The 13,847-nt window shown below is 71.1% G+C and carries 16 protein-coding genes and 1 tRNA gene; 4 read left to right on the top strand and 13 right to left on the bottom strand.

The genetic code is table 11. The features are described from left to right. Positions 1 to 81: 81 nt before the first annotated feature. The 6 genes from VHA72_RS06770 to VHA72_RS06745 all read right to left on the bottom strand — a co-directional run bounded on the left by VHA72_RS06770 (position 82) and on the right by VHA72_RS06745 (position 5,525). Positions 82 to 158 (bottom strand) — tRNA-Met (locus tag VHA72_RS06770). Between the two features lie 42 nt (positions 159 to 200). After that, on the bottom strand, positions 201 to 3,173 hold the full coding sequence (locus tag VHA72_RS06765) for a UPF0182 family membrane protein (RefSeq protein WP_325573684.1): 2,973 nt from the start codon (positions 3,171 to 3,173) through the stop codon (positions 201 to 203). Beyond that, the gene (locus VHA72_RS06760; protein ID WP_325573683.1) at positions 3,170 to 3,715 is read right to left on the bottom strand and encodes a PPA1309 family protein; all 546 of its coding nucleotides are present in this window, start codon (positions 3,713 to 3,715) and stop codon (positions 3,170 to 3,172) included. Before VHA72_RS06760 ends, VHA72_RS06765 begins: the two co-directional genes overlap by 4 nt. Next, a complete protein-coding gene (locus VHA72_RS06755) occupies positions 3,712 to 4,770 on the bottom strand; it encodes a YlbL family protein (RefSeq protein WP_325573682.1) in 1,059 nt (352 codons plus the stop codon). The genes VHA72_RS06760 and VHA72_RS06755 overlap by 4 nt, the downstream gene beginning before the upstream one ends. A 43-nt stretch (positions 4,771 to 4,813) precedes the next feature. Then, entirely contained in the window at positions 4,814 to 5,059 is a 246-nt protein-coding gene (locus tag VHA72_RS06750; protein WP_325573681.1) for a hypothetical protein, read from the bottom strand. 46 nt (positions 5,060 to 5,105) lie between these two features. Next, complete coding sequence (locus tag VHA72_RS06745; protein ID WP_325573680.1) at positions 5,106 to 5,525, bottom strand: molybdenum cofactor biosynthesis protein MoaE; 420 nt, start codon at positions 5,523 to 5,525, stop codon at positions 5,106 to 5,108. 43 nt (positions 5,526 to 5,568) lie between these two features. Between VHA72_RS06745 and VHA72_RS06740 the strand changes: the two genes are divergently transcribed. Further along, on the top strand, positions 5,569 to 6,906 hold the full coding sequence (locus VHA72_RS06740) for a zinc-dependent metalloprotease (protein WP_325573679.1): 1,338 nt from the start codon (positions 5,569 to 5,571) through the stop codon (positions 6,904 to 6,906). After that, positions 6,903 to 7,445 (top strand): NUDIX hydrolase, encoded by a 543-nt coding sequence (locus tag VHA72_RS06735; RefSeq protein WP_325573678.1) that lies wholly within the window; start codon positions 6,903 to 6,905, stop codon positions 7,443 to 7,445. Before VHA72_RS06740 ends, VHA72_RS06735 begins: the two co-directional genes overlap by 4 nt. Positions 7,446 to 7,640: 195 nt before the next feature. On the opposite strand, the gene VHA72_RS06730 is transcribed toward VHA72_RS06735, so the two are convergent. Both VHA72_RS06730 and VHA72_RS06725 read right to left on the bottom strand, forming a co-directional pair. Beyond that, the gene (locus tag VHA72_RS06730; protein ID WP_325573677.1) at positions 7,641 to 8,225 is read right to left on the bottom strand and encodes a M48 metallopeptidase family protein; all 585 of its coding nucleotides are present in this window, start codon (positions 8,223 to 8,225) and stop codon (positions 7,641 to 7,643) included. A 10-nt stretch (positions 8,226 to 8,235) separates the two neighbouring features. Further along, complete coding sequence (locus VHA72_RS06725) at positions 8,236 to 9,276, bottom strand: PHP domain-containing protein (protein ID WP_325573676.1); 1,041 nt, start codon at positions 9,274 to 9,276, stop codon at positions 8,236 to 8,238. A 502-nt stretch (positions 9,277 to 9,778) separates the two neighbouring features. Here VHA72_RS06725 and VHA72_RS06720 point away from each other — a divergent pair. Further along, a complete protein-coding gene (locus tag VHA72_RS06720) occupies positions 9,779 to 9,937 on the top strand; it encodes a DUF5679 domain-containing protein (protein WP_017934894.1) in 159 nt (52 codons plus the stop codon). A gap of 105 nt (positions 9,938 to 10,042) precedes the next feature. After that, positions 10,043 to 10,792 (top strand): hypothetical protein, encoded by a 750-nt coding sequence (locus VHA72_RS06715; protein ID WP_325573675.1) that lies wholly within the window; start codon positions 10,043 to 10,045, stop codon positions 10,790 to 10,792. 1 nt (position 10,793) lies between these two features. On the opposite strand, the gene VHA72_RS06710 is transcribed toward VHA72_RS06715, so the two are convergent. The 5 genes from VHA72_RS06710 to VHA72_RS06690 all read right to left on the bottom strand — a co-directional run bounded on the left by VHA72_RS06710 (position 10,794) and on the right by VHA72_RS06690 (position 13,704). Beyond that, positions 10,794 to 10,955, bottom strand: a complete 162-nt coding sequence (locus tag VHA72_RS06710; RefSeq protein WP_325573674.1) for a hypothetical protein — start codon at positions 10,953 to 10,955, stop codon at positions 10,794 to 10,796. A 132-nt stretch (positions 10,956 to 11,087) separates the two neighbouring features. Then, the gene (locus VHA72_RS06705; protein ID WP_524538576.1) at positions 11,088 to 11,282 is read right to left on the bottom strand and encodes a putative WhiB-interacting protein; all 195 of its coding nucleotides are present in this window, start codon (positions 11,280 to 11,282) and stop codon (positions 11,088 to 11,090) included. A gap of 34 nt (positions 11,283 to 11,316) precedes the next feature. Further along, positions 11,317 to 11,610: a WhiB family transcriptional regulator gene (locus VHA72_RS06700; RefSeq protein WP_325573672.1), complete on the bottom strand. Its 294-nt coding sequence runs from the start codon at positions 11,608 to 11,610 to the stop codon at positions 11,317 to 11,319. Positions 11,611 to 11,729: 119 nt separating this feature from the next. Beyond that, positions 11,730 to 11,942: a hypothetical protein gene (locus tag VHA72_RS06695; RefSeq protein ID WP_325573671.1), complete on the bottom strand. Its 213-nt coding sequence runs from the start codon at positions 11,940 to 11,942 to the stop codon at positions 11,730 to 11,732. Between the two features lie 145 nt (positions 11,943 to 12,087). Continuing rightward, a complete protein-coding gene (locus VHA72_RS06690; protein WP_325573670.1) occupies positions 12,088 to 13,704 on the bottom strand; it encodes an ATP-dependent DNA helicase UvrD2 in 1,617 nt (538 codons plus the stop codon). Positions 13,705 to 13,847: the final 143 nt, after the last annotated feature.

Here is a 13,847-nt window from a genome sequence, read left to right as displayed (position 1 = left end):
CGAATTGGCTGTGTCCACATTGGACGTCAACTCCCGCGCATAGAAATGGCCCGCCGGTTGATCTCCGGCGGGCCATTTCCCTGGTAGCGGGGACAGGATTTGAACCTGTGACCTCTGGGTTATGAGCCCAGCGAGCTACCGGGCTGCTCCACCCCGCGTCGGTGAACCCAACGTTACAGCACCCGGCAAGGACACCCAAATCAGGGCGTCGCGGAGGGGGAGAGGAGGGCGGCGGCGGCCTTGACCTTGGCCTCGGCCTGGGCGAGGAGCTTCTCGCGGCGGGCGTAGTTGCCGTCCTTGCCGGCCAGGTCGGCCTCCGCAAAGAGCTGCTTGGCGTCGTCGAGGAGCGTGCCGACACCGGCGGGCACGGTCGTGGACGACGGCGCGGCCGGGGTCGTCGAGGGGGACTTCGACGGGGACGCCGACGGGGACGCCGACGGGGACGCCGAGGGAGACGTGGTGGGCGCGGAGGACGGCGACGTGGGCGGCGGCGTGGTCTCGGTCGCCTCTCCCCCGCCGGTCAGCGCGTCCGTGATCGCCTCCTGCAGGGTGTGGCCGTAGCCCAGCTGCCCGTCGTAGGAGACCAGCACGAAGGCGAGTACGGCGTAGGAGCTCGACGACGCACCCGCCTGGCTGGCATAGACCGGCTCGACATACAGCAGCCCGTGTTGCGCCGTGGGCACCGTCAAGATGTTGCCCCAGCTGATCAGCCCGCTGCTATGGGAGAAGTCCGCGACCGCGCCGCTGATCACCGAGTTGGTCTGGAAGAGGTTGGCGATCTGCCCGGGCCCCGCCGTACTCTCCCCGAAGCCTCTCAGGATCCGGATCGTGCCGTAGCCGGCGGAGGTGGGATCGGAGTCCACCGCCATCACCGCGGCCAGGTTGTTGCGGTTGTTCGGCACGAACGTCGAGGTCAGCGACCACACCTGACCGGTCTGGCCGGTGGTCGGATCGGCGTCCATGAACATCCGCACCGGCGTCTGCAGGTGGCCGGCGTTGACCGGGTCCTCCGGCACCGCCCACCGGTCCGAGCCCTGCAGGAAGTCGACCGCCGAGGTGACGTGGTAGCGGGCCAGCTGATAGCGCTGCACCTTGTAGAGGTCCTCGGGGTAGCGCAGGTGCGGCAGCAGGTCCGCCGGGATGGCCGACTTCGGCTTCACCACGCCGGGGAACGCCGACTCCCACGCCTTGAGGATCGGGTCCGGCTGCCACTCGTAGAGGGTGACGGTGCCGTTGTAGGCGTCCACGGTCGCCTTGACCGAGTTGCGCATGTAGTTGATCTGGTCGGTGGGCGCGACCGGTAGCGCGCTGTTCTGCGGCAGCGCCTCGTCGGTCATCGCGCTGTAGGAGTCACGCTCGGACTCCGGGTACTGGTCGGTGGTGGTGTAGCCGTCGACCACCCACAGGATGCGGCCGTCGACCACCACCGGATACGGGTCGCTATCCAGGGTGAGCCACGGCGCGACCTTCGCCACCGCCTCCTTCGGGGAGCGGTTGTAGAGCACCTTGGAGTCGTCGTTGACCCGCTCGCTGAGCAGGAAGTTGGCCGATCCGAACTTCACCGCATAGAGGAACCGGCGGAACGTCGACCGGATCGACACCCCACCGGTGCCGTCGTACGTCGTCGTGGTGGTGCTCCCCGAGCCGTGCCCGCCCAGGTCCAGCTCGACCGGCTTGGCGCCCTTGGGCCGCCCGACGACGGAGTAGTCCGGGCTGTCCTCGCCGTAGTAGATCCGGTCCTCGATCGGGCCGCCGGTCAGGTCGTCGGTCGTGGCGTTCTGCGCCCACTGCAGCTCGGGGCTCTCGGTGGTGTCGGTGAGGTCGCGCTGGTTGGCGAACGCCGCGATCACCCCGTCGCTGTGGGTGTAGACGGTGTGCAGGTTGGTCCAGTTCTTGTCGCCGGCGCTGATCCCGTGCTCGTTGACCTCGCGAACGCCGAGCACCAGCGCGCGATCCTGGCCGTCGACGTCGTAGTGGTCCACGTCGAGCGGGTCGGTGACCTGGTAGTACGACTTCTCCTGCTGGGTCTGCTCGAACTGCCGTTGCACCGCGCTCGGGTCGACCACCGGCAGCGCCGAGGCCGCGTTGTCGAGCGCGGTCGGGCTGGTCTTAGCCGCGTTGGCGTTGTCCGAGTAGTCCTCGACCTTCACGTGCGCGTCGTCGATGCCGTACGCCGTCCGCGTCGCGGCGATGTTGGCCGCGACGTACGGCCGCTCCTTGTCGGCCTCCGAGGGCTTGACCTGGAAGCCCTGCACGATCGCCGGCCAGATCAGGCCGAGCAGCACCGCGGAGAGCACCAGCAGGGCCAGCCCGACCGAGGGCAGCTGCCAGGTGCGCCGCCACATGTTGAGGAAGAACAGCACCGCGCAGATCAGCGCGATGCCGGCCAGGATGTTCTTGGCCGGCAGCACGGCGTGGTCGTCGGTGAACCCGATGCCGGTGAAGCTGGGCCCGCTGCTGTGCACCAGGTCGTAGCGGTCCAGCCAGTAGTCGATCGCCTTGACCAGCACGAAGATGCCCAGCAGCGCGGACAGGTGCATCTGGGCGGCGCTCGACAGGCGCTCGCCCCCGCCGAGCCGGATGCCGCCGTACAGGTAGTGCACGATCAGGCCGAAGACCAGCGCGAGCGCGGAGGCGGCCAGGACGAAGTCGACCAGATAGTGCCACCAGGGCAGGTCGAAGACGTAGAACCCGATGTCCTTGTGGAAGTAGGAGTCCTTCTGGCCGAAGGAGCCGCCGTGGCGCCAGAGCATGAAGCGACGCCACTGCCCGGCCCCCGAGATGCCGGCGAAGATCCCGGCGATCACGCTCACGCCGAGGAACAGCCAGGTGCGGATCGGGGTGACGGCGTCGCGGTAGCGGGCCAGGCTGCTGTGCTCGTCGCCGGCGCGGAAGAACGGCCGCGACCGGAACGCCACCAGCATCGACGCGCCGATCGAGGCGCCCATGACCACCCCGAAGACCAGGAACAGCACCACCTTGGTCCAAAACAGCGTGGTGAAGACGTGGCCGGCGTGGACCGAGTCGTACCAGAGCTTGTCGGTGTAGAACGCCGCGAAGCGGGTCACGCCGATGATGAGCAGCACGAGGACGACGGCCGAGAGCACCAGCGTCCGGACCCGGCCGTTGGGGCTCGAGGGCGCGTCCGACGGGTCGTCGTACAGCTCGCTCATTCGACCGGCTCCAACGTGGCCGCGAGCAGCTGGGTCAGCTGGGGGACGAGATCGGCGCCGGCCATCACCGACGACGGGTCGTCGTGGGAGCGCAGCCGCAGCGCACAGTACGACGCACCCGCGCGCGTCACCCCGGCCACGATCCGCACCTCCTGCCGATCGGGGTGGCTGCGCGCGAACTCCTCGGCTGCGGCGGCGTCGTCGGGGATCTGGCCGTCGGCGTCCGGCGGCAGCACCAGCCGCTCGACCACGGCCGCGCAGCCGACGACCTCGTCGGGCCACACGATCGTCTGCAGCACCTCCTCGAGCCGACGCTCGGGGGCGAGCTGGTCCTGCTCGATCGGCGTCAGCGAGCCGGCCGCCGACGCGTCGTCCAGCCCCATCAGCGCGGCCAGGTCGGGCTCCTGCGCGGCCAGCGCGGCGGTGTCGACCAGCGCGTACAGCCGCGCCGGCCGGTCCCAGCCTTCCTGCGCGGCGTGCTCCTCGACCTCCAGCACGGCCGCCGCCAGCGCGGGGTCGGTCTCGAAGTCGGACTCGGTCATGACGCGCTCCCGCACGCGGGCAGCTTCGCCGACGGGTCCTTGGTCCAGGCCTGGATCGCCTTGACGGCGGAGTCCATCGTGGTGACCTTCACCAGCCGCATGCTGCCGTGGTCCGCGCCGACCGCGTCGGGGCAGTTGCTCGACGGCACCAGGAACAGCTTCGCACCGGCGTGCAGGGCGGCCGGGATCTTCTGCTGGATGCCGCCGATCGGCGCGACCGTTCCGTCGGGATCGATCTCGCCGGTGCCGGCGATCGGCTTGCCGTCGGTGAGCGAGCCGGGGGTGAGCGTGTCGTAGATCGCCAGCGAGAACATCAGCCCCGCGCTCGGGCCGCCGATCGCCGGATCGATGTCGACCGAGACCTGGAACGGGAACTTGTAGCCCAGCCCCACCGAGACGCCGAGGTAGGGCTTGCCGTCCTTCGTCCCCGGCTTGAAGGACACCTGGGTCGACGTGCCGTCGCGCAGCACCGTCAGGTCGACCGGGCTGCCGGCCGGTGTCTTCCGGATCGCTGCGACGGCCTGGTCGGGCGTGGTCACGGCGGTGCCGTTGACCTTCTCGATGAGGTCGTGGGTCTTCAGGTGGCCGTCGGCCGGCGCCTTCGGCTCCACCGCGACCACCTCGACCATCTGGGTGACCTGGTAGCCGAGCTCCTTGAGCGCCACCGCGGTCGCGGTGTCCTGGGAACTCGCCATCTCGACGGCACCCTCGGTCTCGTCGGACTGCTCGTTTCCCTTGAGGTCGGGATAGACGGCCGCCTTCGGGTAGACGGCGGCGTCGCGGTCGAACCACGCCTGCATCAGGCTCCACAGCCCGAGCCGGGTGTCGCGACGGGTCACCGAGACGGTGGTCATCCGTAGCTGACCGCCGTCGCGATAGACCGGGTGACCACTGACCTGCACGATCGGCTTCCCGTCGGGACTGCCGTCGCCGAGCACGTTGATGGTCACGCCCGGCCGGTAGACGCTGTAGGGCAGCGGCACCACCCAGGCGACGATGATGAGCGCCAGCACCAGCGGGAGGGCGATCACGGCCGCCAGGGTGCGCTGCGTCATGGCGCCAACCTTCTCATCCGCACCCAAGCAGGTGGAAACGTGCTCAGGAGGCGCGTTTCGTCGGGGCCGGCCGCCGCGAGGGGCGTACGGCGATGCCCGTGGAGCGCTCACGCCGCGGACGGGCCGCGGCGTACCGCTGCTGGGTGGGCTTGCTCAGCGCGGCGGCCATCCGGCGTACCGCCACCTCGGGGTCGACCTCGCCACGACCCTCGCGCCCAATCCAGCCCACCCATGCCATCGCCAGCAGCGTCACCACCGCGGGCGGCACAAGCCAGAGCAGGATCTCCACCCCGCCAGCCTACGGAGCCGGGGTGACGGGTCGGCGCAGGCACGCCCTACGGCGTGCCCACCCACTCCTCGGTGCCGTCCCCGAAGCGCTGGTGCTTCCAGATCGGAACCGTCTGCTTGAGCCTGTCGATCAGCGCCCGGGATGCCTCGAACGCGTCGCCGCGGTGCCCGGCGGTCGCCGCCACGATCACCGCGATGTCGCCGATGGCCAGTTCGCCGACCCGGTGCAGTGCCGCGACCTGGACGCCGTACTCCCCCGCGACCTGCTCGCAGACCTCGCGCAGCCGGGCCGGCGCGGTGGGGTGTGCGGCGTACTCCAGGCCGGTCACGCCGCGGCCGCCGTCATGGTCGCGGACCCGTCCGACGAAGAGGGTCAGCCCGCCGGCGGCGACGTCGTCGAGGGCCGCGACGACCTCCTCGACCGGCAGTGGGGTCTCGCGGATGTCCACGAGGCGTACGGCGGTCATGGAGCCGACCCTAGTGCTTCTCCGGCCGCGTACCGTTGGACCCATGAGCGAGACCCCCAACCCCGAGGACCCGCAGAACCCGTTCAAGGGCACGCCGTTCGAGGCCCTGTTCGGGCAGATGGCGGGTGGCATGCCGGCCGGGATGCCCGATCTGAGCCAGCTGTTCGGGCAGCTCCAGTCGCTCATGCAGCCCTACGACGGCCCGCTGAACTGGGACGTCGCCCTCGACACCGCCCGCAAGGCCGCCGCCACGACCCCCGACCCGACGCCGACGCAGCGGCAGAAGGACGCCGTCGCCGACGCGGTCCGGCTCGCCGACCACTGGCTCGACGACACCACGTCGTTCCCGTCCGGCGTGAGCACCGCGACCGCCTGGAGCAAGGCCGAGTGGCTGGTCAACACCGCCGACGTCTGGAAGACGCTGGTGGAGCCGGTCGCCGCCTCCTCGGTCTCCTCGCTCAGCGGCGCGCTACCGCAGGAGATGGCGGCCATGGCCGGCCCGATGGTCGGCTTCCTCGGGAAGGCGGTCGGCGCGCTGCTGGCCAGCCAGGCCGGCTCCGGACTGGGCGCGCTCGCCGGCGAGGTGCTCAGCCTCTCCGACGTCGGCGTCCCGCTCGCCGCGCCCGGCCGGGCCGCGCTGCTGCCGGTCAACATCGCTCCGTTCGCGGAGGGGCTGGGCGTGAGCGAGGACGACGTACTCCTCTATCTGGCGCTGCGCGAGGCCGCTCACCAGCGGCTCTTCGCCGGGGTGCCGTGGCTGCGCGATCACCTGGTCTCGGCGGTGCGGGAGTACGCCTCGGGCGTCGAGGTCAACCTGCAGGCCATCCAGGAGCGCGTCGAGGAGCAGATGCGCGGCGTGGACATGAACGACCCCGAGTCGCTGCAGCAGCTGTTCCAGAACGGCATGTTCGAGCTGCCCCAGTCGGCCAAGCAGAAGGCGGCGCTGGAGAAGCTCGAGACCGCCCTGGCGCTGGTCGAGGGCTGGGTCGACGAGGTGGTCGGCCAGGCCACCGCCGGGCGGATGCCCACCGCCGGCAAGCTGCAGGAGGCGGTACGCCGCCGCCGGGCCGCCGGTGGACCGGCGGAGCAGGTCTTCGCCAACCTGGTCGGCCTGGAGCTGCGGCCGCGTCGACTGCGTGACGCCGCGACGCTGTGGGGATCGCTGCGGACTCGGCAGGGAGTCGAGGCGCGCGACGGCGTGTGGATGTCGCCGGCGCTGCTGCCCACCGCCGCCGACCTGGACGACCCGCTCGGCTTCCGCGAGGGCGCCGATGCCCCCGAGCTGATGTCGGAGGACGACTTCGACGCGGAGCTGCGCAAGCTGCTCGGTGGCTCCGCCGAGGGCTCCGACGGACCCGGCCCCTCCGCCTCCGGCGAGTGAGGCTGCGGGACGACGCGCTGGCGGTCCTGACCGGCTGGCCGGCGCCGAGCGCCGGTCAGGCCGGGCTGCGGCAGCGCTACGTCGACTATCTGGCCGGGCACGCCTCGGGGGTGTTCCGCGCCGACCGGCCACACCACCTGACCGCCTCCACGCTGGTGCTCTCCGCCGACCGCTCGGCGGTGCTGCTGACGCTGCATGCCAAGGCGCGCCGGTGGTTCCAGTTCGGCGGCCATCTGGAGGCGGAGGACGCCTCCCTGCTGGCGGCAGCGACTCGGGAGGCGACCGAGGAGTCGGGCCTGGCCGGGCTGGTGCTCGACCCGGTGCCGGTGCAGCTCAGTGACCACGAGGTGCCGTTCTGCGGCGAGGGCGTGCACCACTACGACGTCCGGTTCCTGGCGCTCGCCCCGGCCGACGCGGTCCACGCCGTCTCGGAGGAGTCACTGGACGTGCGGTGGTTCCCGGTCGACGCCCTGCCCTCGGCCGACCCCGACATGCTCGAGCTGATCGACCTCGCCCTCCGCCGAGAGGTCACTTCCTGACCCTCGAGAGGTCACCTGTGGCCCGTTGATTGGTCACTTTCGGCCCGTTGAATGGTCACCTTTGGCCGGTTGAGAGGTCACTTCTGGCCGGTTGAGTGGCCACAGCGGCGGACGCGGCGCGAAAAGTGACCTCTCAATGCGCGGAAAGTGACCTCTCAATGCGCCGAAAGTGACCTCTCGACCCGCCGAAAGTAACTACTCGACGTCGCTGGGGTCGTCGTCGCTGGGGTCGTCGTCGCCGGGGTCGAGGTCGCTCGGTGGAGCGTCGATGCGCGCCGCCGCCGACCAGCCGAGCAGGAAGCCCTTGGCCCGCTCGGCCTGCGGGAAGCGATCCACCCAGCCCCAGAACCGCGCGTTGTGGTGCGGCTCGAACAGGTGCGCCAGCTCGTGCACCAGCACGTAATCGAGCACCCAGGACGGCATTCCCTGCAGCCGCGCGGAGAGCCGGATGCTGCGGTCCAGTGGCGTGCAGGAGCCCCAGCGGCTGTTCTGGTTCTCCACCCAGCGCACCGATTCCGGGATGGCCAGCCCGCCGAAGTAGCGGTCGGAGAGACCGAGCGCGCGCTTGAGCAGGTCGTCGTCGGTCGGCTTGCGTCGCCGCTCGGAGCGTTCCAGCCGGGCCACCATCGTCTCGACCCACTCCGCCTCCTCGCGGCGGGACATCGACGCCGGGATCAGGACCACGATCCGGTCGCCGTCGCGATAGGCCGAGACGGTACGCCGGCGACGCTTGCTACGGCGTACCTCCACCTCCGGCCGGGCGGCTGCGGAGGTGTCCATGGCGTGCAAACTACCTGTTCGCCCACGCCAGCAGGCGCTCCCGCGGCCACGTGTTGACGATCCGATCCGGCTCGATGCCGACCGCCTCGGCACGCTCACAGCCGAGCACCAGGAAGTCCAGCTGGCCGGGCGCGTGCGCGTCGGAGTCGATCGAGAACAGGCAGCCGAGGTCGCGGGCGAGCTCAAGCAGTCGAGTGGGCGGGTCGCGGCGTTCGGGCCGAGAGTTGATCTCCACCGCCACGCCGTGCTGGGCGCAGGCCTCGAAGACGGCCCGCGCGTCGAACGTCGAGCCCGTCCTGGTGCCGCGGTTGCCGGTGACGAGTCGGCCGGTGCAGTGGCCCAGCACGTTCATCGACGTGGTGCTGATCGCGGTGACCATCCGCCGGGTCATCGCGGACTTCTCCATGGCGAGCTTGGAGTGCACGCTGGCCACTCGCAGGTCGAGCCGCGCGAGCATCTCCGGGGTCTGGTCGAGGCCGCCGTCGTCGAGGATGTCGACCTCGATGCCCTTGAGCAGCGTGAAGCCGCCGTCGAGGTGCTGGTTGACCGCCTCGACCACGCCCAACTGCTTGGCCAGCCGCTCCGCGGAGAGCCCGCGCGCCACCTTGAGCCGGGGTGAGTGATCGGTGAGCACGAGGTACTCGTGGCCCAGCTCCATCGCGGTGAAGGCCATCTCCTCGATCGGCGACCCGCCGTCGGACCAGTCCGAGTGGGAGTGCAGGTCGCCGCGCAGCCGGGCCCGCAGGCCCGCTCCCCCGGCGGCGAGCGGGCCGCCGTACTCGCGCTCGGCCGCCTCCAGCCGCGCCGGTACGGCGCCGGAGACCGCCTCGGCGATCACCGCGGCCGTGCTGGCGCCGACGCCGGGCAGCTGGGTGAGCGTCCCCTCGGCGGCGCGGCGGCGTACCTCCTCCTCCGGCAGCGGCAGGATCGCGGCGGCGGCGTTGCGGAACGCCTTGACCTTGTAGGTGTCTTCGCGGCCCCGCTCGAGCAGGAAGGCGATGCGCCGCAGCGCCGCCACCGGGCCGACGCCGTACTCCTGGGGCTGCGCCACGCCGCTCCTCCCTCGAGAAAAATTGCTCCACACCCGGTGGAGACACATCGTCGCAGGTCAGCGCAAAACTCAGCGCTCTCGCCGTCCAGGATTCCACAGTCTCCTCCCAGCCAAGGTGGCGTTCTTCCACCGGCTCGGCGGCTTCTGCACAGCGTGGCCCACAACGTTGTCCACAGGCTGAGGACGACGGGCGTTGACCTGGTCGCGTGCCCCTCCTAGTTTTCTTCGGAGACGAGACCCCCGGCGCCGCCGGACGGCCTTCGCAAGGGGAAGGCGAAGGACGATCCAGGCACCGGGGGTCTCCTCATGCCCGGATGAGGAGGCCGCCACCGGCGTCGTCCACGCCGCGACACGCGGAAGACGAGCGTGGCCCCGTGTTGCCCATCCCGGCCCCGTGTGCCGTAAGGTCGAGTCGGCTCAGCGGCACACGCGGCTGGGCTCCGGCGGGCTTCCCCCTCTGACCCCGTCGCGACGACCACGAGGAATAGGCAAGGAGGCCGTCATGGCGGAGAGCTGGAGCGGCGAGTTCTACTGCGTCAAGTGCAAGGAGAAGCGCGAGGCGACGGGTGAGATCAAGGTGAACGACAAGGGCACCAAGATGGCCAAGGCCGTCTGCCCGGTCTGTGGCACCAACCTCAACCGCATCCTCGGCAAGGCCTGACACCAGCCAGACCTCAGAACGGCCCCGGACCATCCGTTGGTCCGGGGCCGTTCGCCTGTGGATAGCGCCCGCACCGAATCCTCGATCCGTGTGACGCTGACCGGCATGACCCATCGCCTGCACCCCGGCCTCGCCGTCGTACGCCGCGACCCGCGGCACCTGCAGGTGGGCATCGACCCGCCCCGCCGGGTGGTGCTGCCCGACGAGCCGGCGGTACGACGCACCCTGGCGGCGCTGGTGGACGGGGCGCCACTGCCGTCCGACGGGTCCGCCGGGGCCACCCTCGCGGCGTTGGTCGCGGCGGGGCTGCTGGCCCCCGGTACGTCGGGCTCCCCCGGCGCACATGTGTCGGTGTCGGTCTCCGGGCCACCGGCGCTCACCGAGGAGCTCGGCGTACTGTTGCGCGCCGCGGGACTCGCCGTGACCGCCGACGGCACCGTCCGGGTGATCGTGGCCCACGGCGCCCTGCGTCGGGAGACGGTCGATCCGCTGGTGCGGTGCGGCACCTGTCACCTGGTGGCCACCACGACGCCGTGGGGCTGGGAGCTGGGGCCGTTCGTCGTACCCGGCGTGACGGCATGCCTGCGCTGCATCGACGCCGCCCACGCCGAGCGCGACCCACACCGCGGCGTCGTACTCGACCAAGTCGCCGCCGCGGGCCTGCCCGGCCCGGTCGACCCGGCGACGCGGGCCCTGGCGCTGGCGTGGCTCACCCGCGACCTGCTCGCCTACGGTCGCGGCGACCGGCCCACCACCTGGTCGGCGACCGTCGAGATCGACCAGGGCATGCCGCGGCAGCACCCCTGGCTGCGCCATCCACACTGCGGCTGCGCCTGGGATGCGCTCGCCGGCTGAGTCACCACCAGGCCGAGTCGAGCTTGCCCTCCATCGCGCGCAGGTGCCGACGCGAGCACTCGGCGCAGAAGTTCTTGGTCCGGCCGTGCTCGACGGCGGTCGACCAGGTCAGCAGGACTGCCGGGTCGTCCTCGGTGCGACCGCAGTGGTCACAGGTTCGCATGGGACCAAATGTAGATCGGCCCGCCCGAGTCGAGGACTCGGACGGGCCGACCGTGCACACTCCCGCGATCAGGGGTGTCGGAGGCGCCTCGTGACGGCGAGGCTCCCCACGCGTGTGGCGCGCACGGCGCGCCTACAGGACGCGGGCAAGGGCCAGGCGCGCCTGCTGTGCCGCCTTCTCCGCCTTGCGGCTGAGCCGGCGGGCCCGGGTCAGGTTGTGGGCCCGGTGCCACTGTTGCGCCTCTCCCAGGCGCGCGGCCATTTGCGCACGCGCCAGGTCTTCGTTGATCAAGTACATCTTGGTGCTCCTGGGTCGGTCAGTGTTCATGTCGGTTCTCGTGTGATTCAGAGGTAGGTCGGGTTCATGCGGCGTGCTTGCGGGGCCTGCCACGGGGGCGCTTGCGGGGGATCACCACTCCTTGTAGGAACAGCTCTCCGCCCCAGACTCCCCAGGGCTCGCGCCGGCTGAGCGCTCCAGCGAGGCACAGCTGCTGGACCGGGCACTCCCGACACAGCAACTTGGCGAACTCGACGTCGGCGGGCGACTCGGCGAACCACAGCTCCGGGTTGTTCACCCGGCACGGCAGCAGCTCCTCGTCGACCCGATCCGCCTCGTCGTGCAAGAGGCCGAGCGTGGGCTCGAGTACGGCGGTCATGTGTCACCTCCTTTCACTGACCTGATCGCGGTGTTGTGTTGGACATCTGTGGGCTGAGAAACAAGAAGGCCGCGGATCCCGGTGTCGGGTCCGCGGCCTGGAGGCACTCTGGCTGTCTCTCAACAGTCGGATGGTCTCCAGGCAGTGGTCCCCGTGGCGGTGCGACGCTTGGTGCCGAAATCCACCACTCCCTGGGTGAGGGCGTAGGTGTGGGAAGCGACGCCGGCCGGGATCGTCCACGCAGCGTTGTGAGCCCGACCGGTGAAGGTGGAGGCGCACGCGGGCATGCCGAAGGACGGCTTCTCGGCCATCGGGATCAGGGTCATGCTCATGGGGGCCACCTCCTTCGGTGAGTCGGGCGCGGGAGTCGTCAGCTCCGTGATGCGCGTTTCGGGCTTGTGTCAGCACCGTATCCTGCGCGGTTCTGACGCGGCAAACGATTAAACGTCCTTTTTCCGACGAATTCCCGCCATGTTTTCACGCCGACGCCGCGATCAGCGCAAGAACGTCCTCGCCATAGGCCTCGAGCTTCGACTTCCCGACGCCGCTGATGCGCAGCAGCGCCCTGGGTGAGTCCGGCCTGACCTCGGCGATCGCCTCGAGGGTGGCGTCGGTGAAGACGGTGAAGGCGGGCTTGTTGCCGGCCGCCTCCCGACGCCAGCTGCGCAGCCGCTCGAAGAGCTCCTCGTCGTACGGCGCCGGGCAGTCCTCGTGCCGGCCGCGGCTCTTCTCGGCCGCCGTCCCCAGCGGCCCGCCGCAGGTCTTGCACATCCTCGCCCGCCGGTTCGCGCTGCTGGTGGGCGCCGGCCGGGCCTGCTCGGGCAGCAGCGGGTCGAGGAACCGGGACGGCTTGCGGCTGGCGCGGCCTCCGGGCTGGCGGGCCAGCGACCAACTGAGGTGGAGGTCGACCCGGGCTCGGGTCATGCCGACATAGAGCAGCCGGCGCTCCTCCTCCACCGCGGTGGGCGAGTCGAGCGCATAGCTGATCGGTAGCGTGCCCTCCTGCAGCCCGACCAGGAAGACCGAGTCCCACTCCAGGCCCTTGGCGGCATGGAAGGTGGCCAGCGTGACGCCGTCGGCGACCGGGGCATGCTGCTCGGCCGCCCGGCGGTCGAGCTCGGCGACGAAGTCCGCCAAGGAGGCCGGTGCAGCGCCTCCCCCGGCCTCGGCGTACTCGTGGGCCTGGTCGACCAAGGCCTGCCAGGACTCCCAGCGGTCGCGGGTCTGCCCGCGCGCCTCGGGTGGCCGCTGCGTCCAGCCCATCCCGGCGAGGGTGGCGTGCACGGTCTCGAGCAGCTCGCCGTCGGCGTCGGAGCGGGCGGCGCCGCGCAGCCGGGTGACCGCCTCGCGCACCTCGGGCCGCTCGAAGAACCGGGCGGCGCCGCGCACCACGTAGGGGACGCCACGCCCGGTCAGCGCCTCCTCGAAGGTCTCGGACTGGGCGTTGATCCGGAAGAGCACCGCCATCTCCGACCAGGGCCGGCCGGCGGCGTGCAGCCGCTCCAGCGCGGCGGCGACCGCCTCAGCCTCGGCGACCTCGTCGCTGCGCTGGCTGTAGGTGACCGCCGGACCGCGCTCGCGCTGGGAGCGCAGCTCGACGCCCTGGCTCTCCGAGCCGCGCAGCAGCGTGTTGGCGGCGTCGACGACCTGCGGGGTGGAGCGATAGTTGCGCACCAGCTCCACCGAGGTGGTGCCGGGGAACCGGCGGGCGAACTCCCGCAGGTAGCGAGCGTCGGCGCCGGCGAAGGAGTAGATGGTCTGGGCGGGGTCGCCGACCACGCACAGCTCGTTGCGGCCGCCGAGCCACAGGTCGAGCAGCGTCGACTGCAGCGGCGAGACGTCTTGGAACTCGTCGACGACGAACCACTTGTACTGCCGGCGCACCTGGGCCGCGACTCGCTCGTCCTCGGCCAGCAGCCCGGCGGTCAGCAGGAGCACGTCCTCCATGTCCATCCGGCCCTGCTCGCGCTTGAGCTCCTCGTAGCCGGCGAATACCCGGCCGACCGTGGTCGGGTCGACGCCGCTCACGGAGCGACCCCGCGCCTCGGCGACCCGGCGCTGCTCGGGGTCGAGGGCGTCGAGCAGGTCGGGCATCGGCGGGCACATCTCCTGGGACGTCAGGGCGGACGCTCCACACCCTAGACGCCGCCAGGGACACTCACGCCCCGACGTACGACGGGTTGTGGACGTCCATCGATCGGTCGAGCCGGGAATGTCCGGCCCGGACGCCGGCGTTG

It is taken from the genome of Nocardioides sp., from assembly GCF_035547795.1.
GTDB lineage: Bacteria > Actinomycetota > Actinomycetes > Propionibacteriales > Nocardioidaceae > Nocardioides.
This window is presented reverse-complemented; position numbering and strand designations above follow the sequence as displayed.